The following is a 19,563-nucleotide window of genomic DNA, read 5'->3' as shown; positions in this document are numbered from 1 at the left end:
CGTTCTCGCGGAAGGGCCTCGGCCCTTCCGCCGCTTCCGGAGATACGCATGCTGAACCTGCACCGCGCGCTCGGGTTTCACCCCGCGCTGCACGACAAGCTGGCGCGCGGCGAGTCGGGAAAACTGCTGGTCGGCCATGACACCCGCAACCGCGACATCGCGTTGCGCGCGTTTTCCGCCCTGCCCGATTCGCTCGACGCCACGACCCTCTGCCTCGAAAGCACCCCGCCCGCCGACATCGCCGCCGCGCTCAATGACGCCGACCTGTTCGTGCTGCTGTACGACTCGTCGTGCCTGCCGACACCCTCGCCGAGCGGGCCGCCGTTCCTCGCCGCGATCCGCCCCGCGATCGTCGAGCACTGGAGCAAGTCGGTCTTGTTCAAGGATTACGGCCCGCATCTCGACGAAGCCTTCGCCGAATCGCTCGACGACATCGCCGCACGCAACGGCCGGTTGATCGACGCGGCCGCACGCGCGTCACGGATCCGCTTCATCGACGAAGCCGGCAACACGCTGACGGGCTCGCTCGCACCGGACCAGAAATGGACGAGCGTCGACGGCATGGGCAACCTCGACGTCGTGCCCGGCGAGATCGCGACGCACGTGACCGACCTGAACGGCTCGGTCGTGTTCAGCGGCACGTTTCTCGGCACCGTGCCGTTCGCGATCAAGTACAAGGTGGCCGAGCGGCTCGCGACGCTGCGGGTCGAGAACAGCACGATCGTCGATTTCGACACCGACGATGCCGGCTTTCGACGCGATTTCACGACCTATCTCGACCGGCACGCGAACCACCGGCGCATCGAGGAATTCGGCATCGGCACGAACCTCGGCATCCGCGGACTGTACGGCCGCAACGCCGGGTTCGAGGAACGCCATCCGGGCCTGCATCTCGGGCTCGGCGGCGGCGAAAACGGCAGCCATCACCTCGACCTGATCTTCGCGCGCGGCACGCTCGCGCTCGACGAACGGATCGTGTTCGACGGCGCGTTCGCCGTCTGACGACGGGGCGGCTTGCGGGCTCAGGCTTCGGCGGCGGGCGTGTCGCCGAGCCACTTGAACATCACGAGGCAATCGACGAAGCCGAGCCGCGCGTGGCGGTACGCGCGCGGCAGGCGGCCGACGATCTCGAATCCCAGCTTCCGCCACAGCGCGACCGCGACCTCGTTCGTCGCGACCACCGAGTTGAACTGCATCGCAAGGAAACCGCGCTCGCGCGCGACCTGCTGCGAGTGTTCGCACATCAGGCGCGCGACGCCGCGGCCGCGCGCGGCCTCGCTCACCATGTAGCCGCAGTTGCTCACGTGCTTGCCGGGGCCGGCCGCGTTCGCCTTCAGGTAGTACGAGCCGAGCACCACGCCGTCCTCCTCGGCGATCCACGTGCAAAGCGGCGCGTCGAGCCACAGCACGCGCGCCGCTTCCCGTGTCGGCGCGGGATCGAATGCATAGGTTTCCTGAGCGGCGACGATGGCGCGATAGGTCGGCCAGAAGCGCGGGAAATCGTCGTCGGTCATCGGGCGAATCGTGATCATGCGGGTTCTCTCGTGAGGGGGATGTCGGCAGGCAAGCGGTCGATCGTACCGCGATTCATCGACGGTCGCCGGCCCGCCGCGCCGCACTGCGATACGCGCCCGGCGGCACGCCGTACCAGCGCTTGAACGCCTGCGAAAAACTCGACAGGTCGCTGAAGCCGAGCCGCTCGGCCACCTCCGCGAGCGACAGCCGCGCATCGCCGAGCAATGTCTCGGCCATCGCGCCGCGCGCCTGCGCGAGCAGCGTGCGAAACGTCGTGCCCTCCTCCTGCAGTCGGCGCTTGAGCGTGCGCGGGCTCGTGTTCATCAGCCGCGCCATGTCCTCGAGCGAAAACGGCGCACCGCCGGCCGTCGAGCCCAGGTACTGGCGCACCATCTCCGACGTGCCCACGCGCGCGCGCCGCGCTTCGACGAGTTGCCCGCACATCTGCTCGCACATCGACACCGTCAGCGGATTCGCATGCGGCAACGGCCGGTCGAGAAACGCGCGGTCGAACGCGAGGCTGTTCGCGCGCGCCGAGAAGGCCGGCTCGATGCCGGCGATGCGCGGCGCGACGAGCGACGGTGAACGCGCGGCCTGCAGCGTGAAGCGCGACAACGCGAAATCGCCGCTGGCGATTTCCTGCAGCAGCACGGCAGCAGCCGTCATGTCGCGCTCGACGAGGAACCGGCTCAGGTCGCCGTCGAGTTCCGGCGCGCCGAAGTTGAGCACGCCCGTATCGGGCGCCTCGCGGTACGTGATGACGGTGTATGCATACGTGAGCGGCAGGAAGCGCATCGCCAGCGCGAGCGCGTCGCGCCCGGTCGCGCTCGCGATCAGCCCGTAGCCCCACACGCCGTACGCGGAGAAGTGATAGCGCAGGCCGACCTCGAAGCCGAGGCCCTGCGCGCGGCCGAGCGCGCGCAGCAGGTTGCCGGTCAGCCGCAACTCCTGTGCGGCCGTCACCTCGACCTTCGGATCGTCGAGCTGCGCATCCGCCAGGCCGGTACCGGCCAGCAGCGTCGCGTGCGGCACGCCGCGTTCGTCGCCGAAATCGACCAGCAGCCGGGCGCTGGCCGGACTCCGGGTGAAATCCCAGAAGCTCATGCGGAGAAACCCTCGAAGCGCCGATTTGGCCCAAATACTAAAACAATTGTCCCCAAGCAGCATTGGTGTTTCCCCGTGCGGCCCGCACCATCGGCGTCATCCAGTCGTCACCCGAACGACGCCATCGCCCCAGGAGGAGACACCATGCGACCGAGCCGCCCGACCGATCCCGCCGCCTGCGCCCCCGTGCCGGCGCCCGTCGGCTGATCCATCGACTACCGAACAAAGGAGACGATTCCATGAGCAAGACGTTCGACTACATCGTCGTCGGCGGCGGATCGGGCGGCTGCGTCGTCGCCGGGCGCCTGACCGAGGACCCGGCCGTGACCGTATGCGTGCTGGAGGCCGGCGGCCGTGGCGACGGCGCGCTCGTCAACGTGCCGACCGGCGCGGTCGCGATGATGTCCACGCGCCTGAACAACTGGGCGTTCGACACGGTGCCGCAGCCCGGGCTCGGCGGACGCATCGGCTACCAGCCGCGCGGCAGGACGCTCGGCGGATCGTCGGCGATCAACGCGATGGTCTACATCCGCGGCCATCGTGTCGACTACGACGGCTGGGCCGCGCTCGGCAACGAAGGCTGGGGGTACGACGACGTGCTGCCGTACTTCCGCCTGAGCGAGCACAACGAGCGCTTCGACGATGCATGGCACGGCCGCGACGGCCCGCTGTGGGTCAGCGACCTGCGCACCGACAACCCGTTCCATGCACGCTACCTGGAAGCCGCGCGACAGGCCGGCCTGCCGCTCACCGACGATTTCAACGGTGCGCGGCAGGAGGGCATCGGGATCTACCAGGTCACGCAGAAGCACGGCGAACGCTGGAGCGCGGCGCGCGCGTACCTGCTGCCGCATCTGGGCCGCCGCGACAACCTGACGGTCGAGACGCACGCGCAGGTGCTGCGCATCCTGTTCGACGGCACGCGCGCGATCGGCGTCGAGGTCCGCCAGCACGGCGAGGTCCGCACGCTGCGCGCGCGGCGCGAAGTCGTGCTCGCGGCCGGCGCGCTGCAGACGCCGCAGTTGCTGATGCTGTCGGGCGTCGGCCCGGGCCGCGCACTCCGGCAGTTCGGCATCGCGGTGCTGGCGGACCTGCCCGGCGTCGGGCGCAACCTGCAGGATCATCCGGATTTCATCTTCGGCTATCGCACGCGCAGCGTCGACACGATGGGCGTGTCCGCACGCGGCGGCCTGCGGATGCTGCGCGAGTTCGCGCGCTTTCGCCGCGAACGGCGCGGGATGCTGACGTCGAATTTCGCGGAAGGCGGCGGGTTCCTGAAAACGCGCGCCGATCTCGCCGCGCCGGACATCCAGCTGCATTTCGTCGTCGCGCTCGTCGACGACCATGCGCGCAAGCCGCATGCCGGCCACGGGCTGTCGTGCCACGTGTGCCTGCTGCGGCCGCGCAGCCGCGGCTCGGTCACGCTGAACAGCGCCGATCCGCTCGCGGCGCCGCGCATCGACCCCGCGTTCTTCGACGATCCGCGCGACGTCGACGACATGGTCGCGGGCTTCCGCATCACGCGCCGGCTGATGGAAGCACCGGCGCTCGCGAGCTGGATCACGCGCGACCTGTTCACCGCGAACGTGACGACCGACGACGAGATCCGCGACGTGCTGAGGCGGCGCACCGACACCGTGTATCACCCGGTCGGCACCTGCCGGATGGGGCACGACGCACTCGCCGTCGTCGATCCGCAACTGCGCGTGCGCGGCCTGCAGGGACTGCGCATCGTCGATGCGTCGGTGATGCCGACGCTGATCGGCGGCAACACCAACGCGCCGACGATCATGATCGCCGAGAAGGCCGTCGACCTGATGCGCGGCGTGCGCCGCGTGCCGGACCGGCCGCATGCCGGCGAGACCGTCAGGACAGCGACGGATTGCGATTCCCCCCGTGCCGCGCGCGCGGCACACGACGTCATCCAGCCCGAGGAAACCCGCCATGCTGTCGCCTGATCCTTCCCGTTGCGCCGGCTCCGCCGCACCGCTTGCCGCGATCATCATCGGCGCCGGCTTCGCCGGCATCGGCATGGCCGTCGCGCTGCAACGCGCCGGCATCCACGATTTCGTGATCGTCGAACGCTCGCACGACGTCGGCGGCGTATGGCGCGACAACAGCTACCCGGGCGCCGCGTGCGACGTGCCCTCGCACCTGTATTCGTTTTCGTTCGAACCGAATCCGGCCTGGTCCCGCGTGTTCGCGCCGCAGCCGGAAATTCATGCATACCTGCAGCATTGCGCACGCAAGTACGGGCTCGCACGCCACCTGCGCTTCGGCGCCGAAGTCGGGCACGCGCGCTACGACGAAACCGGTGCGCTGTGGCACGTCACGCTCGTCGACGGCACGACGCTCAGCGCCGCCCTGCTCGTCAGCGGCACCGGCCAGTTGAGCCGCCCGGCGATGCCCGACCTGCCCGGCATCGACACGTTCCGCGGCCGCGCGTTCCACTCCGCGCACTGGGATCACGACTATTCGCTCGCCGGCAAGCGCGTGGCCGTGGTCGGCACCGGCGCGTCGGCGATCCAGTTCGTCCCGGCGATCGCCGGCAGCGTGCGGCAGCTGACCGTGTTCCAGCGTTCGCCGGCCTACGTGATACCGCGTCCCGACCGCGCGTATCGCCCGTGGGAAAAGGCGATGTTTCGCCGGATGCCGTGGGCGATGAAGCTGCATCGCGCGTGGATCTACACCCGCTACGAATCGCGTGCGATCGCGTTCACGCGCCTGCACGGGCTGATGAAGGTGGCGGTCGGCCGGCCGTTCCGCAAGCTGCTCGCGCGCGACGTGCCGGACCCCGCGTTGCGCGCCCGGCTCACGCCCGACTACCCGATCGGCTGCAAGCGCCTCCTGCTGTCGAGCGAATACCTCGCGACGATGAGCCGCGACAACGTCGCGCTCGTCACGCAACGCATCCGGCGCGTGACCGAGGACGGCATCGAAACCGTCGACGGCGTCCAGCATCCGGTCGACGCGATCGTCTACGGCACGGGGTTCGCGGCAACCGAATTCCTGTCGCCGATGCGCATCACGGGCCGCGACGGGCTCGACCTGAACGACGCGTGGCGACGCGGCGCGCAGGCGTATCTCGGGCTCACCGTGCCCGGCTTCCCGAACTTCTTCATGCTGTACGGCCCGAACACCAACCTCGGGCACAACTCGATCGTCTACATGCTCGAAAGCCAGATCGCGCACGTGATGCGCTGCGTGCGGGCGATGCGGCGCGACGGCGCGCGCGAGATCGACGTCGATACGCGCCGCTACCGGCGCTTCAACGCGCACGTGCAGCAGCGGCTCGCCGGTTCGGTCTGGAGCGGCTGCAAGAGCTGGTACGTCGATGCAGCGGGGCACAACAGCACGAACTGGCCGGGTTTCACGCTGACCTACCGGTGGATCACGCGTGTCGGCGGCATGTCCGCATACCGCTTCACGCGCCCGTTGCCCGAGTCGGCCGCGGCAGCGCACGGCACGGTGATCGCGCCGCCGGCCGGTCGGCTGGAGGCGCTCGCCGCCGCTTCGCTGCGCGGCTTCCTGCGCGTTGCGTTCCGGCCGCTGATCGGGCCGCCGTTCGGTGCACGCACGCAGCGCCGCGTCGTCGCGCTGCTGTCGCCGCTGATGCCCGGTGCCGGCGGCACGCTGCGCTATCGCACGTCCGCGCACCACGTGCCGGTCGAAGTCGTCGCGCCGAAACGCGGCGACACGGGTGGCGCGATCCTGTATCTCCACGGCGGAGCATTCTGCCTCGGCGGCCCGCATACGCATCGCGGCGTGACGACGCGGCTCGCGAACGATGCCGGCCTGCCGGTGTGGGTGCCCGATTACCGCCTTGCGCCCGAGCATCCGAGCCCGGCCGCGCTCGACGATGCGCTCGCCGTGTACGACGCGATGCGCGCGCAGGGTCATGCGCCGCACCGGATCGTGATCGCCGGCGACTCGGCCGGCGGTGCGCTGGCCCTCTCACTCGCCATTGCGCTGCGCGCGCGCGGCGATCCGGCCGCCGCCGCGCTGCTGCTGATCTCGCCCGTGACCGACCCGGCGCTCGGCGGTCCGACGCTGGCCTCGCGCCGCCGCGACGATCCGATGATCCGGCGCGGCTGGCTCGAACAGGGGCTGCGCTGGTATCACGGCGCCGGCTCGACCGCCGCGCGCGGCCCGCTCGACACCGACCTGCGCGGTCTGCCGCCGATGCTGATTCAGGCCGGCGACCAGGAGGTGCTGCTGTCGGATGCGCAACGGCTGGCGGATCACGCACGCGCGTGCGGCGTGCCGTGCCGGCTGGAGATTCACGCGGCGCGCTGGCACGTGTTTCATCTGCAGGCGTTCTACCTGCGCTCGGCGCGCGATGCACTGCGCACGCTGGCGGGATTTGCGTCGGCACGGGTGGCCGCGAGCGCGTGACGATCGGGCGGCAATGCGCGGCGAGCGGCGCGTGCGCGGTCGCCTATCTGCGCGTCGCGATGGAATCGCTCGACGATCCCGACAATCGCGCGGCCGGCCTGCTCGCGCTGCGCACGGTCGCGGAAGCCTATGGCGGGCTCGGCGCGGTCGCGGCCGAAGCCGGCATCAGCCGCGAATCGCTGTATCGCACGCTGTCCCCGAACGGCAACCCGACGCGGAAAACCCTGCTCGCGGTGCTCAAGACCGTCGGCCTGCGCCGGTCCGTCGTCCTGGCCCAGCCGGAGCATGCATGAGCGGCGCGCGCCCGCTCACGGCCTGACCATCCACACGAGCAGCATCCCGGCCGGCGCGGCCGTCATCCCCGCCGGCGGACGCTCGATCGTCGGCTCGACCGCCAGCGCCTGCGCGATCGCCGCCGCATCGTCGATCGGCGTCGTGCGCACGATCGTCATCAGCCGCGCCGGCCGGTGCAGCGCCTCGCGATACAGCGCGCCGTACCACAGCGGCCGCATGCCGAGCGCGTCCTCCAGCACGTACGGATAGCGCCACAGCCGCAGCACGAGGCGGCTGTCCGGATGGGCCGGATCGACGCGGACGAACACGCGGCGCGTGCTTTCGCCATGCGTATAGCGCGGCAGTACGGGCAGCGCGTCGGCCGGCGCCTGCGGCAACAGCCAGCGCAACGCGGTGGCCGGCGACCACGGCGTCGCGCGCTGCCAGCCGGCCTGCGCGAGATGCCGGTCGAGCGTGTCCGATGTCGCGCTCCATTGCAACGGCAGATATTCCTCGCGATCGCCGCCGATCTCGGTGCGCCGCATCGGCACGCGCTGCCACCCGCCGTGCAGCCACTGATCGACCGTCATCGCCACCACGTCGCCGACGTGCGGGCGCGCCGCGCGCTCGAGCTGCCATTGCGCGGGAACCGTCCATACGCCGGCCGTCGCGAGCACCACGACCACCGCGACCAGCGCGCCGCGCGGCTGCACCTGCTCGCGCACGCGCCAGTACGCATAGGCGCCGGCGAGCAGCGCGAACCAGGCCAGCCCGAGACTCCAGCCGCCGAGCAGGCCCGACAGCCAGGTGTCGCCAACGTAGAGCCGCGCGAAACCGCCGAGCACGATCCACAGCACGACCGCCGTCACGACCGGAATGCGCCATCGCGCGGGCCGGTCGCGCGTGAGCACCCAGCCGAGGCCGCTGCTCGCGAGGATCGCGAACGCGGCGTCGGCATCGGGCAGCGGCAGGTGCAGCGCGCCGGGCGGCAGGCTCGCGGGCGTCGCGCCCGGCACGCCCGCGCCGAACGCCGGCACGAGCACGACCGCGACACCGACCGTCGCGAGCCACCACGCGGACGTCAGCCAGCAGCGATGGATCATCAGCCAGACGAGGAACGCGGCCGCGACGATCAGCCCCGTGTCGTGCCCGTGCAGCACGGCAAGCGCACTCATCGCGGCGTCGACGGGCGGCGTGCGCAGGTTCTGCAGGAACGCATACAGCGCGATGTCCGCGTGCATCAGCGGATCGTTCGCGACGACATCCCGCACCATCCCCGCGAACAGCCACACGCAGCCGGCGAACAGCAGCGCGAGCACGGGCACCGCGCCCGGCAGGCCGCGCACGTCCGCGATCGCGTCGTGCAGCCGCGCGCCCACCCGCGGCCAGCGGCGCACGCAAGCATGCACGGCTGCGACGAGCGCGCGGCGCAGCAACGGCCAGCCGCGCCGCAGCGCGACGCGCACGCCGACCCAGACGAGCACGACCAGCGCGGCGACGACCAGCAGGATCGCGGCGACCCGCACGCTGATCGCCGCGGCCAGCGCGGCCGACGCGCCGAACACGATGCCCGGCGCGACGTGTACGGGCGCCCACACGAGCGCCGAGACGACGTTGACCGGATAAAACGACCGCCGCGGCAGCGTCGCGCAGCCGACGACGACCGGCACGACCGCACGCACCGGCGCGAGGAAGCGCGCGAGCACGATGCTCTTCATCCCGTGACGCAGGACGAACTCCTCGCCGCGCGCATAGGCGTTCGCGTAGCCGAGGCGCGCCCACACGTTGCGGATCATCCCGCGGTAGTGCCTCCCGAGCTCGTAGCTGATCCCGTCGCCGACCACCGCGCCGGCGGCCGCGATGCCGATCGTCGTCCAGCCGTCGAGCGCGCCCGCGCCGATCAGCGCACCGGCCGCGAACATCACGGCGCCGGCCGGCACGATCGTGCCGATCAGCGCGATCGCCTCGGCGCACGCCGCCACGAACACGATTGCCAGCACGAGCAGCGGATGCGCGCCGATCGCGCCGATCCACGCGTGGATCGTGTCGCTCATCGCACGCCCCGCGGCGAAACGGCCCGGCGGTCGAACACCGGATCGGCGATGGCAGGGTGAACGGTCATGGCGAGGTGCGCGCGCTCGCGCCGGCGTGAACGGTCAATCGAACTCGTGCTGCCGCGCATCGACCTCGAGCGGCGCGTCGTGATAGCCGACCGTCGCGATTTCCTGCAGATAGCGCGCAAGAAATGCGCCGATCGAACCGGCGGCCTCGTACTGATGCACGTGACGGAATTCGTGGGTCAGCAGGCGGCGCGTGTCCTGCCCGCGCAGCACGTACACCGCATGGCCGAGCGTCAGACCGATCGTCCCCGGCGACAGCAGCCCCGTGTCGCGGGCGATCGCGGCCAGCGACGGCGTCTCGGGGAACGGCATGCGATCGACGGTCACCACGCGGATCCGTTCCGGCCGGGCAACGCCCACCGCGCGTGCGTCGTCCGCCTGCGCCGGCGTCAGCGGCGCCCCCTGCGCGATCCCGCGCGCCGCTTCCGCTTCGGCCCATGCGACCGCGGCGGGCAATGCGGACGGCAGGATATCGGCAAGATCGATCATCGCGGGGCTCCCCTGTAGGTGGATTGGCATCGGGCACCAGTTTAGTCCCGAATCGCGGCGGCTCGACGCACGGTCCGGGCAGCGCGTCGCCGGTCCGGCCCGGGTACGGCAGTCACCCGGGAATACCCTGACCGCCGCGCACGACACGTCGTGCCCTTTCCGGTCGATTATTTCGCTTCAGTACACATTCGTCGATCAGCCATCTCGAAAATTTCCCGAATGAGTACCGTTTTCGAATTCGGCGGAATATATTGGTCAGAAGAACGGCCGCGTCGATAACCAGACATGCAGTTCGCGGCGTCATCCCGAAGAGGGCCGCTAGATGATCAGGGTAATTCTGGCTGACGATCACGCAGTCATGCGGGACGGACTGCGTTACATCCTGGAAATGGCCGGCGGTTTCGAGATCGTCGGCGAGGCAAGCGACGGCTCGGCCACGCTCGCGCTGGCCGAACACGCGGCCGCCGACGTGCTGCTGCTCGACCTGTCGATGCCCGCGCCGACCGGCATCGAGCTGATCCGGATGGTCAAGAGTCACGCGCCGTCGCTGCGCACGCTCGTGCTGACGATGCACGCCGAGGCGCAGTACGCCGCGCGCGCGTTCAAGGCCGGCGCCACCGGCTACCTGACGAAGGACAGCGCGACCGCCGAACTCGTCGAGGCCGTCGGCAAGGTCGCGGCCGGCGGCGTCTACGTGAGCCCGTCCGCGGCCGAAAGCCTCGCGCGCACGCTGCGCGCGCCGGCCCGGACGTTGCCGCACGAGCGGCTGTCCGCCCGCGAGCTCGACGTGATGCGCCGCATCGTCGCCGGCCAGACCGTCACGCAGATCGCGTCCGAGCTCGGGCTGAGCACGAAGACGGTCAGCACGTACAAGACCCGGATCCTCGAGAAAATGGAGTTGCCGCACGACGCGGCGCTGGTCCGCTACGCGGTACGCCACGATCTCGATCCTGGCGCCGGCGCCGACGACGCATGACGGCCGCGTCCCGGCTCCCGCCCGCGCCGCCGGAAGACGACGATCCGGACACGTCGCGCCTGTTCATGTCGTCGCTGCCGCCGGGCCGGCGCGAACGGCGCTTCGCGCTCGCGACCGTGCTCGTGTCGGCCGTGATCTTCGCCGCGCTCGCGCCGTTCGCGGGCATGCCGCTCGCGCCGGGCTCGGCGTTCATTCCCGTGTACCAGTCGGCGATCGTCGTCAACGACATGGTGACGGCCGGCCTGCTGCTCGGCCAGTACGCGATCCTGCGCCAGAAACCGCTGCTCGTGCTCGCGGGCGGCTACCTGTTCACGGGCTTCATGGCCGGCACGCACATGCTGACCTTCCCCGGGCTGTTCGCACCGCACGGCCTGCTCGGCGGCGGCGACCAGACCACCGCGTGGCTGTACCTGTTCTGGCACGGCGGGTTTCCGCTGGCCGTTTCCGCGTATGCGCTGCTGCGCGCGACGCCGCGCGCCCGCCCGATCGCGAGCCCGCAGCGCCGGGCGGCGATTCCGGTGGGGTTCTGCCTCGCGTCGGCGGCCGCCGCGACGGTCGCGCTCGCGCTGCTCGCGACCGCCGGCCACGACCTGCTGCCGCGCATCATGAACGGCAACCGGATGGCCGCGACGATGACGAACGCGATCACGATCGTCTGGGGGCTGAACCTGGTCGCGCTGATGCTGATGTGGCGGCAGCGGCGCCGCCATTCCGTGCTCGACCTGTGGGTGATGACGGTACTCGTCGCGTGGCTGTTCGATATCGCGCTGTCGTCGATGCTCAATCACGGGCGCTACGATCTCGGCTTCTACGCGGGGCGCGCGTACGGCCTCGTCGCGTCCGGCGTCGTGCTGTTCGCGATGCTGTTCGAGAACGGCCGGCTGCATGCGCAGACCGTGCGCGCGCTGGCCGGCGCGCGCTACCAGCATCTGCTCGTCGTGCAGAAGAGCGCGCAGTTGAACGACGCGAACGAACGGCTCGAACAGCGCGTCGCCGCGCGCACCGCGCAACTGAGCGCGTCGAACCGCGACCTGCGGCGCGAAGTCGAGGAGCGCGTGCGCGCGGAGCGGGCGCTGCAGACGTCACGCGAGGAACTGCGCGAGATCGCCGCGATCAGCGCCAGCGCGCGCGAAGCCGAGCAGCGCCGCATCGCACGCGAGCTGCACGACGAACTCGCGCAGACGCTCGCGACGCTGAAGAACGATCTCGAATGGCTGATCGACCGCGTGCCGCAGGACGACGCGTTGCTCGCGCGCAAGATCGCGGCGATGCATGCGCTCGCGCGCGGCGCGGTGGCCGCGACGCGGCGCATCGCGTCGGACCTGCGCCCGCTGATGCTGGATGACCTCGGTTTCGCCGTGGCGATGCAATGGCTCGTGGAAGATTTCCGGCACCGTCACGGGATTGCGTGCTCGCTGCGCGTCGAGCCGCCCGAGCTGCAACTCGACGAGCCGTACGCGACGGCCGTGTTCCGCATCGCGCAGGAAGCGCTCGCGAACGTCGCGCGGCATGCGGCCGCGTCGCATGCGGACGTCGAACTCGTGCACGGCGGCGATACGCTCGCGCTGACGATTCGCGACGACGGCGCGGGATTCGATCCCGGCGTGCCGCGCAAGTCGGGTTCGTTCGGGCTGGTGGGATTGCGCGAGCGCGCGTATCTGGTCGGCGGCACGCTGCGGATCGCGACGACGCTCGGCGAAGGCACGACGGTCGACGTCGAGATTCCGCTGACGCACGCGCCCGTCGCGGTCGCGCATGGCGGGAATGGGGGTTCTCGGCCCGATCGCTGACCGAGGCGGCGATGCCGGCCGCCGCATCGATCACGCGTCAGTGGTAATCCTCTTCCCGTTGATGTCGCACCGCGAGAATCGTAACTTGTTCGGCCGCTTCAATCTCGAACAGCAGGACAAAACCCGACGCGCCGAAGGACACGATCAGCTCGCGCAAAAACGGATTTCCATTCTCGATCTTGCGGCATGTGAACGGAAACAGGCGCAGCACGGCAACACCTTGCCCGATCGCGTCCGCGGCGTGCGCCGCCGCATCCACATCACGTTCGAGCAGGGTTCGAAACGTATCTGGAACCGCAATCCGCCCGCCGGTCACACCCGCGCCGCCACCATCCCCCGCTCCGATCGCGTCCATGCGACCAGCGCGCCGATGCCGAGCAGCGCGAGGCACACGATCGGCACGATCATCGGCCCGAACGCGGTGCCCGTCACCTTGCCCGCGAACGGCATCAGGTTCTGGCTGAAGAAACCGCCGAGGTTGCCGATCGAGTTGATCGCCGCGACGCTCGCCGCCGCCCGCGCGCCGGTGAAATAACGCGGCGGCATCGACCAGAAGCACGGATACAGCAGCGGGATGCACGCGCCGCCCAGCACGAGCGCCACGAAGCGCAGCGGCGTCGACGGCAGCACGAGGCTCAGCAGGAAGCCGAGCGCGCCGAGCGCCGCGACGATCGCGATCGTGCGCAGGATGCTCTTCGCGCGACGCAGCTTCGCCGGCAGCCACAGCAGCAGCAGCACCGCGAGCGCCCACGGCAGCATGCTCAGGAAGCCGTTCGTGCTGCTCGACACGCCGAACGATTTCACGAGCGTCGGCAGCCAGTACGTGACGCCGTACAGCGACGTCGACATCAGCATGTAGGTCGCCGCGAACAGCATCACGCGCGGATCGAGCAGCGCCTTCCACGGCTGGCCGTGCTCGGCCTGCGCCGGCTTCTCGCGCTCCAGCGCGGCCGCGACGATCTGCTTCTCGCGCTCGTCGAGGAACGGCGCTTCGCGGAACGACGCCGGCAGCACGCGGAACACGACGATCGCGACGACCACGGCCGGAATGCCCGTCGCCACGAACACCCATTGCCAGCCCGCGAGGCCCCACACGCCGTTCAGGCTCAGCAGCACGCCGCCGACCAGCGAGCCGAGCATGTTCGCGAGCGCGCTGCCGAGCGTGAAGATGCCGAGCACCTTCGCGCGGTAGCTCTGCGGGAACCACAGCGTCAGGTAATAGATCACGCCCGGGTAGAAGCCGGCCTCGGCGATGCCGAGCAGGAAGCGCAGCGAGCAGAACGCGGGCATCGACGTCGTGAAGCCCATCAGCACCGTGATGAGGCCCCACGTCAGCATGATCCGCGCGAGCCACACGCGCGCGCCGTAGCGATGCAGCGCGAGCGTGCTCGGCACCTCGAACAGCAGGTAGCCGATGAAGAACAGCGACGACGCGAGCCCGAACGCGGCCTCCGTCATCCCGAGGCTGTGCACCATCTGCAGTTTCGCGAAACCGACGTTCTGCCGGTCGATGAACGCGATCAGGAACATCACGACGAGGATGGGCAGCAGGCGCCGCGCCACCTTCGACATGATGCGCTGTTCTTCGGCGGACGCGGGGTCCAGGGTGTCGGTAGCGGTCACTTCATGCTCCTTGCGTGAATCGGTTGCGTATCGGTTGAACCGATGCCCGCGCGCAGCCGTCGCGCGGGCACCGGATGTCTCGTTGAACGGGGGGCGATCAGCCCGACCGGTAATCGTCGAGCATCGGCGCGAACATCTCGTGCCACGCGCGCGGCTTCGCCTTGATCGTGCCGGCCAGGTACAGGAATTCGACGTAGTCCATCAGCTGGTTCGGCAGCACCGAGAAGCGCGTGTCGGGCGCGGCCAGCATGCGCATCACGTCGTCGTGCGACACGCCGACGCCCGACGACGCCGCATACAGCGCGGCCGCCGCGCGCGGGTCATGCGCGATCAGGCGGTTCGCTTCGTCGAGCGCGCCGAGAAACGCGACGGCGAGCGCGGGTTCCGCATCGACGAGCCGCTTCGGCGCGAACACGACGTCGAGCGTCAGCGGGCCGAGCACGTCGACCGAACTCACGACGCGATGAATACCCGGCTGCCGCAACTCGAGCGTCGAGAACGGCGGCGACGTGAAGTGCGCGGTGACGCCGTTCTCGCGGCGGATCAGCGCCTGCATCGCCTGCGGATGCGGCAGGTTCACGGTAATCGAATCGAGCTGCGCGAAATGCCGCGGGCCGAGTTGCCGGCTCGCGACCATCTGCAGCACGACGGCCGACAGCGACGTGCGAATGCCCGGCACCGCGATCCGGTCGGACGGCGCGAAGTCGCGCAGCGACGCCAGGCCCGGGCGGTTCGCGTTCAGCGACAGCGACGTGGTCGACAGCCCGCTGATGCCGATCACCTCGACGTTCGGAATGCCGCGCGCCCGCGCCCACAGTTCGATGAAACCCGGCGCGCCGGCGCCCGCGAAATCGAGCGTGCCGGCCATCATCGCGTCGTTGACGGAATTGCCGCCGTCGAGCAGCACCCAGTCGACCGCGACGTCGCGCACGCCGTGGCGTGCCGCGTGCCGCTCGAACAGCCGCTGCTTCTCCATCACGAGCAGCGGCAGGTACAGCACGCCATAGCCCTTGGAGATCCGCACCGTGCGCGGTTTCGCCCGCACGAGCGACGGTGCGGCGAGCACGCCGAGCCCGGCGGCGATCAATGCGCGGCGGCGTGGCGACATCGTCATGCGCACGCCGCCCCGCGACGGGCGGCACACGGCCGCGCGAAGGCCGCCGTCGCGCCGCGTCGCGCGTTCGTCGCGCCCGTGACATGCTGCATGTTGCCGTCTCCTTGAATATTTCTGGTATTAATGCCGTCCTTGCCTGCTGCTTCCGGCTCGACACAGGTTATCGACCGAGTCTGAGAAAATGCTGACATCCCGGCCCCGGGAAAACCCTATCCACTTACCTGCAAAACGGCACCATGCGCATTCTCGTCGTGGAGGACGATGCCGAAATCGGCGCGGCGATCCGCAACCGCCTGGCGCGGCTCGGCCACGCGGTCGATCTCGAAACCGACGGCGCGACCGCGCACGGGCTGTTGCGCGTCGAGCGTTTCGACCTCGTCGTGCTCGACGCGAACCTGCCCGGCATGGACGGCTTCACGGTATTGCGCCACCTGCGCGCGTCGGGCAGCACGACGCCCGTGCTGCTCGTCACCGCGCGCTCGGCGATCGACGACCGCGTGAGCGGCCTCGGCCTCGGCGCCGACGACTACCTCGTGAAGCCGTTCGACTACCGCGAGCTCGACGCACGCGTGCAGGCGCTCCTGCGCCGCAACAGCGGCCACGCGAACGACGTGCTGACGCTCGGCGGCCTCGTGATCGACCGCAGCAGCCGCCTCGCCGAACTCGACGGCCAGCCGCTGTCGCTGTCGCGGCAGGAGTTCGCGCTGCTCGAAATCCTCGCGAGCCGCCCGCAGCGCATCTTCTCGAAGGACGAACTGCTGAACCAGCTGTTCAGCTTCGGCAACGAGCCGACCACGAACGCGGTCGAGCAGTACGTGACGCGTGTGCGCAAGAAGCTGCAGGGCAGCTCGGTCGAGATCCGCACCGCGCGCGGGATGGGGTATCAGATTGCGGCGCACTGACTGGTTCCCGAAGACGCTGTTCGGGCGCACGCTGCTGTTCATCGCGCTCGTCGTCGCGACCGGCGCGCTCGCGCTCGCGGCGATCGCGCGCTATTACGCGGGCGTCGCGGCCGAGCGGGCATACGACCAGTTGCTGGCGGGCGCATCGATCCAGGTCGCGGAAAACCTCTACGTGCAGGGCGGCGTGCTCGCGCTGAATCCGCCGGTGGGCGCGCTGTCGACGCTGTCGCGCTACGACCTCGTCTACTACAAGGTCGTCGATTCGCGCGGCGTCGTCGTGGCCGGCTACAACGATCTCGCGAGCCCCGCGACGCTCGCGGCCGCGAAACAGGGCCCCGCGTTCGCGAATGCCGTCTACCAGGGGCACCGCATCCGCACCGCGACGATCGCGCGCTACATGCCCGAGGAAAACACGCCGGGCTGGGCGCTCGTGACCGTTGCGCAGACAACCAACGCGCGCCAGCAGCTGACGAACGACATGAGCATCAAGGTATGGACGCTGATCCTGCTGATGAGCGTGCTCGCGATCGGCGCGAGCGGCCTCGCGATCCGGCGCGGCCTGCGCCCGCTCGCGCAGATCGGCACGATCATCGCCGCGCGCGACCCGGCCGACCTGCGGCCGGTGGCCGTCGACACGCCGAGCGAGATCGACGCGATCATCGGCTCGATCAACGGGTTGATGCACCGTCTCGCCGAACGGATCAACGCGATGCAGCGCTTCATCGCCGACGCCGCGCATCAAATGCGCACGCCGCTGGCGCGGCTCGACGCGCAGATCGAGCTGCTCGACGGCGAATCCGATCCCGCGCGCCGCGCGGCGCGGCTCGATGCGCTGCGCGCGACCTCGTCGGACGTCGGCCGGCTCACCGGCCAGTTGCTCAATCATGCGATGGTGATTCATCGCACCGAAGCCGTGCCGCTGCAGCCCGTCGACCTCGTCGCGCTCGCGAAGGAAGTGCTCGGCCGCACGATTCCGCTCGCGGGCGAACGCGATGTCGCCGTTGCGTTCGCGAGCGACGCGCCGCTGGCGCGGATCGACGGCGACGCCATCAGCCTGCAGGAAGCGCTGTCGAACGTGCTGCACAATGCGCTGCTGCACGGTCACGCGGACGACATCGTCGTATCGGTCGCGACGATGGGCAACGTTGACGGCGCGGTCACGCTGACTGTGACCGACAACGGCCGCGGGATACCGCGCGAGCACTGGGACGCGGCGCTGCAACCGTTCGTGCGGATCGCGCCGGACGGCAGCGAGCGGCGCACGGGGTCAGGGCTCGGGCTCGCGATCGTGCAGGAAGTGATGAAGGCGCACGGCGGGCGCGTGGGGTTCGCGTTTCCCGATGCGGGCGGGTTCGCGGTGGTGCTGACGTTTCCGCGGGCAGCCGGAACCGGCGCGGAAGAAGCATAAGCCGTCGGATCAGTGCCATCCCGCGCGCGGCAGACGCTCAGTCGTCGTTGTCGTCGTCGAACCGGTTGCGCTCCGCATGCCGCGCTACCCGTCGATCCAGCTCGTCGTACTGGCGATCGCAGAACAACCGGCACAGCGTATCGACATCCGCACGCGTATCGACGTCGATCGTGTCGACGTGCTGCTCCAGCGTCCCCTTCCCGATCCCGAAGAGCCCTTTCTTCATCCGCATGGAGACGACATTCAGCTGGAAGCCGCCTGAACGCGCGTCGCTCAACGCGGTCACCCACAACGCCCTCTGATCGCCGGCATGCTGCAGCACGAGCGCCGGCAACGGGCCTTCCTGCGTCTCGTCCCACTCGGCATGCTGCGCCGCCCACGGGAACGCGTCGAAGGCATGCGTGAACGACGCGTAATCCGTCGCGCCCTGCGGATCCAGTTGCTTGTAATCGTAGCCGACCTTCTGAATCGAATAAGTCAACATGGCGCGGTAGCCCCCGTGGCGTTCGAGATCAGGAAAGCATCAATCTACCTGAGTTTCGGTGTCCGTCATGATTTTCGCCGCGGCTCACGTATGCGCCTTTGCCGCGCGATCGCGCGGATCCTCCAGGTAGCCGCGCGCCAGCCTGACGAGTTCGCGCTTCAGTTTCGGATCGTCCAGCAGCCCGCGCCGGGCCGCATTGTGCACGACGCCTTCGAGCGCGGAAGACAGCACCTGCGCCGTCATGGCATCGGCCTTGACGGGCGCACGCCCGCGACAGGCGGCAACGATCAGCGCATAGCGGCGCAAGTATGCCTTCTGGAACGCGTCGTACGCGTCCTTCGCGCCCCCCCGGATCGGGCAGATCGAGCAGCGCCCGGTGCAGCGACGGGTGATCGCGGTGCGCGGCGATCAGGTCGCCGATCAAGCCTTCGACGAGACGCCCGGCGCTTGCCCGACGGTCATGCGCGCGTTGCAGCACGGCCAGCACGTCGTCGAAATGCCGGCGCCGGATCGCATCGACCAAGGCGAGCTTGTTCGGGAAGTACTGGTACACGGAACCGATACTGACGCCGGCAACCTCCGCGACTTCGTTGGTCGTGAATCCGGCCCACCCGTGCGTATCGAGAACGCGAGCCCCGGCCGTGACGATCACGTCCACGGTCGCACGCGAACGCGCCTGGCGCGGGGCTTTCCGCATCGCGGCGGCGGCATTGGAAACGCGAGTGGACATGCGGACTCCGACCGAAAATAATGGTGCCGAAGCTCACATATTAGGTGAAACCCCCGAGGAAACGACCATGAGCGCGAACGCACTCCTGTCCCGCATGCTGCGCTACCAGGCATGGGCGAATGACGACATGCTGGCGGCCATCGCCGGGCTCGATGCGGGGCAACACGCCGAAGCGCGCCATCTCGCGCTGCGGCTGATGAACCATTGCCTCGTCGTCAACCGGATCTTCGCCGCGCATCTGACCGGCGAGCGCCATGGCTTCGTGTCCGACAACACACCCGACACGCCGGAGCCCGACGCACTGCGTGCGGCCTTCGCGTCGCTCGATCGCTGGTATCTCGACTATGCCGACGCCGCCACGCCCGGAATGCTGTCCGAATCGATTCCGTTCACGTTCACCGACGGCGACAGCGGATACATGACTCGCGAAGAGATGCTGACCCATGTCGTCACGCACGGCGGCTATCATCGCGGCGAAGCCGGACGCCTGATGAGCCAGGCGGCGGCACGCTCGGGGCGAGCCATCGAACTGCCGTGGGACACCTACGCCGTTCACCTGCACCGGACGGAACCCGCGCGCAGGCTGCAGGGAAAAACCGAAGCGGCGAATCCGGCACCCGCAGTGCGATAGGCTGACGCC

Annotated in this window: 17 protein-coding genes and 1 pseudogene; 9 read left to right on the top strand and 9 right to left on the bottom strand. The window is 69.7% G+C overall.

Features of this window, described 5'->3' with window-relative positions; genetic code table 11:
* Window positions 1-48 precede the first annotated feature (48 nt).
* Window positions 49-1,002, top strand: coding sequence for a CgnE/CgnB domain-containing protein (locus tag HWX00_RS08840; RefSeq protein ID WP_175029046.1), 954 nt, complete (start codon window positions 49-51; stop codon window positions 1,000-1,002).
* A gap of 20 nt (window positions 1,003-1,022) precedes the next feature.
* Here the strand turns inward: HWX00_RS08840 and HWX00_RS08835 are convergent, their stop codons facing one another.
* Window positions 1,023-1,532: a GNAT family N-acetyltransferase gene (locus HWX00_RS08835; protein WP_034188321.1), complete on the bottom strand. Its 510-nt coding sequence runs from the start codon at window positions 1,530-1,532 to the stop codon at window positions 1,023-1,025.
* A gap of 55 nt (window positions 1,533-1,587) precedes the next feature.
* Window positions 1,588-2,619 (bottom strand): AraC family transcriptional regulator, encoded by a 1,032-nt coding sequence (locus tag HWX00_RS08830; RefSeq protein WP_049033181.1) that lies wholly within the window; start codon window positions 2,617-2,619, stop codon window positions 1,588-1,590.
* A 239-nt stretch (window positions 2,620-2,858) separates the two neighbouring features.
* On the opposite strand from HWX00_RS08830, the gene HWX00_RS08825 reads away from it, so the two are divergent.
* From HWX00_RS08825 to HWX00_RS08815, 3 genes are read left to right on the top strand one after another with little or no spacing between them, the layout of a single operon-like run.
* Window positions 2,859-4,577: a GMC family oxidoreductase gene (locus HWX00_RS08825; protein WP_175029045.1), complete on the top strand. Its 1,719-nt coding sequence runs from the start codon at window positions 2,859-2,861 to the stop codon at window positions 4,575-4,577.
* On the top strand, window positions 4,564-7,014 hold the full coding sequence (locus HWX00_RS08820) for a flavin-containing monooxygenase (RefSeq protein WP_175029044.1): 2,451 nt from the start codon (window positions 4,564-4,566) through the stop codon (window positions 7,012-7,014). Before HWX00_RS08825 ends, HWX00_RS08820 begins: the two co-directional genes overlap by 14 nt.
* Window positions 7,011-7,307: a helix-turn-helix domain-containing transcriptional regulator gene (locus tag HWX00_RS08815; RefSeq protein ID WP_049032874.1), complete on the top strand. Its 297-nt coding sequence runs from the start codon at window positions 7,011-7,013 to the stop codon at window positions 7,305-7,307. Before HWX00_RS08820 ends, HWX00_RS08815 begins: the two co-directional genes overlap by 4 nt.
* Before the next feature lie 15 nt (window positions 7,308-7,322).
* Here the strand turns inward: HWX00_RS08815 and HWX00_RS08810 are convergent, their stop codons facing one another.
* Together HWX00_RS08810 and HWX00_RS08805 are read right to left on the bottom strand one after the other, a co-directional pair.
* Window positions 7,323-9,341, bottom strand: coding sequence for an LssY C-terminal domain-containing protein (locus HWX00_RS08810; protein WP_175029043.1), 2,019 nt, complete (start codon window positions 9,339-9,341; stop codon window positions 7,323-7,325).
* A 102-nt stretch (window positions 9,342-9,443) separates the two neighbouring features.
* A complete protein-coding gene (locus tag HWX00_RS08805) occupies window positions 9,444-9,896 on the bottom strand; it encodes a hypothetical protein (protein WP_059559643.1) in 453 nt (150 codons plus the stop codon).
* Window positions 9,897-10,218: 322 nt separating this feature from the next.
* Between HWX00_RS08805 and HWX00_RS08800 the strand changes: the two genes are divergently transcribed.
* Together HWX00_RS08800 and HWX00_RS08795 are read left to right on the top strand one after the other, a co-directional pair.
* Window positions 10,219-10,872, top strand: a complete 654-nt coding sequence (locus HWX00_RS08800) for a response regulator (RefSeq protein WP_049031728.1) — start codon at window positions 10,219-10,221, stop codon at window positions 10,870-10,872.
* Window positions 10,869-12,662, top strand: coding sequence for a sensor histidine kinase (locus HWX00_RS08795; protein WP_175029042.1), 1,794 nt, complete (start codon window positions 10,869-10,871; stop codon window positions 12,660-12,662). Before HWX00_RS08800 ends, HWX00_RS08795 begins: the two co-directional genes overlap by 4 nt.
* Before the next feature lie 37 nt (window positions 12,663-12,699).
* Here the strand turns inward: HWX00_RS08795 and HWX00_RS08790 are convergent, their stop codons facing one another.
* From HWX00_RS08790 to HWX00_RS08780, 3 genes are all read right to left on the bottom strand, one after another.
* Window positions 12,700-12,978 (bottom strand): type II toxin-antitoxin system RelE/ParE family toxin, encoded by a 279-nt coding sequence (locus HWX00_RS08790; RefSeq protein WP_175029053.1) that lies wholly within the window; start codon window positions 12,976-12,978, stop codon window positions 12,700-12,702.
* Complete coding sequence (locus HWX00_RS08785) at window positions 12,975-14,285, bottom strand: MFS transporter (RefSeq protein WP_049035680.1); 1,311 nt, start codon at window positions 14,283-14,285, stop codon at window positions 12,975-12,977. Before HWX00_RS08785 ends, HWX00_RS08790 begins: the two co-directional genes overlap by 4 nt.
* A 97-nt stretch (window positions 14,286-14,382) precedes the next feature.
* A complete protein-coding gene (locus HWX00_RS08780) occupies window positions 14,383-15,399 on the bottom strand; it encodes an ABC transporter substrate-binding protein (RefSeq protein WP_175029041.1) in 1,017 nt (338 codons plus the stop codon).
* Between the two features lie 236 nt (window positions 15,400-15,635).
* On the opposite strand from HWX00_RS08780, the gene HWX00_RS08775 reads away from it, so the two are divergent.
* Both HWX00_RS08775 and HWX00_RS08770 read left to right on the top strand, forming a co-directional pair.
* Window positions 15,636-16,301 carry a response regulator transcription factor gene (locus HWX00_RS08775; protein WP_034188331.1) on the top strand — a complete coding sequence of 222 codons (666 nt, stop codon included), beginning with the start codon at window positions 15,636-15,638 and terminating at the stop codon, window positions 16,299-16,301.
* Window positions 16,288-17,709 carry a sensor histidine kinase gene (locus HWX00_RS08770; protein ID WP_124608076.1) on the top strand — a complete coding sequence of 474 codons (1,422 nt, stop codon included), beginning with the start codon at window positions 16,288-16,290 and terminating at the stop codon, window positions 17,707-17,709. Before HWX00_RS08775 ends, HWX00_RS08770 begins: the two co-directional genes overlap by 14 nt.
* Window positions 17,710-17,746: 37 nt before the next feature.
* Here the strand turns inward: HWX00_RS08770 and HWX00_RS08765 are convergent, their stop codons facing one another.
* Together HWX00_RS08765 and HWX00_RS08760 are read right to left on the bottom strand one after the other, a co-directional pair.
* On the bottom strand, window positions 17,747-18,193 hold the full coding sequence (locus HWX00_RS08765; protein WP_034188333.1) for a hypothetical protein: 447 nt from the start codon (window positions 18,191-18,193) through the stop codon (window positions 17,747-17,749).
* Between the two features lie 84 nt (window positions 18,194-18,277).
* A pseudogene (locus HWX00_RS08760) lies at window positions 18,278-18,923 on the bottom strand (TetR/AcrR family transcriptional regulator).
* Between HWX00_RS08760 and HWX00_RS08755 the strand changes: the two are divergent.
* Window positions 18,835-19,554 (top strand): DinB family protein, encoded by a 720-nt coding sequence (locus HWX00_RS08755; protein WP_226193660.1) that lies wholly within the window; start codon window positions 18,835-18,837, stop codon window positions 19,552-19,554. The pseudogene HWX00_RS08760 and the gene HWX00_RS08755 overlap by 89 nt on opposite strands.
* Window positions 19,555-19,563 lie beyond the last annotated feature (9 nt).

Origin of the sequence: Burkholderia seminalis DSM 23518 (genome assembly GCF_902832885.1) — a bacterium.
In the GTDB taxonomy this organism is placed as follows: Bacteria; Pseudomonadota; Gammaproteobacteria; order Burkholderiales; family Burkholderiaceae; genus Burkholderia; species Burkholderia seminalis.
Note: the sequence above shows the minus strand (reverse complement) of the source record. Positions and strands in the feature narration are given on the sequence as shown.

Coding starts and splice junctions, on each gene's coding strand:
- HWX00_RS08840 (WP_175029046.1), top strand. CDS start 49: ATGCTGAACCTGCACCGCGCGCTCGGGTTTCACCCCGCGCTGCACGAC.
- HWX00_RS08835 (WP_034188321.1), bottom strand. CDS start 1,532: ATGATCACGATTCGCCCGATGACCGACGACGATTTCCCGCGCTTCTGG.
- HWX00_RS08830 (WP_049033181.1), bottom strand. CDS start 2,619: ATGAGCTTCTGGGATTTCACCCGGAGTCCGGCCAGCGCCCGGCTGCTG.
- HWX00_RS08825 (WP_175029045.1), top strand. CDS start 2,859: ATGAGCAAGACGTTCGACTACATCGTCGTCGGCGGCGGATCGGGCGGC.
- HWX00_RS08820 (WP_175029044.1), top strand. CDS start 4,564: ATGCTGTCGCCTGATCCTTCCCGTTGCGCCGGCTCCGCCGCACCGCTT.
- HWX00_RS08810 (WP_175029043.1), bottom strand. CDS start 9,341: ATGAGCGACACGATCCACGCGTGGATCGGCGCGATCGGCGCGCATCCG.
- HWX00_RS08805 (WP_059559643.1), bottom strand. CDS start 9,896: ATGATCGATCTTGCCGATATCCTGCCGTCCGCATTGCCCGCCGCGGTC.
- HWX00_RS08800 (WP_049031728.1), top strand. CDS start 10,219: ATGATCAGGGTAATTCTGGCTGACGATCACGCAGTCATGCGGGACGGA.
- HWX00_RS08795 (WP_175029042.1), top strand. CDS start 10,869: ATGACGGCCGCGTCCCGGCTCCCGCCCGCGCCGCCGGAAGACGACGAT.
- HWX00_RS08780 (WP_175029041.1), bottom strand. CDS start 15,399: ATGACGATGTCGCCACGCCGCCGCGCATTGATCGCCGCCGGGCTCGGC.
- HWX00_RS08775 (WP_034188331.1), top strand. CDS start 15,636: ATGCGCATTCTCGTCGTGGAGGACGATGCCGAAATCGGCGCGGCGATC.
- HWX00_RS08765 (WP_034188333.1), bottom strand. CDS start 18,193: ATGTTGACTTATTCGATTCAGAAGGTCGGCTACGATTACAAGCAACTG.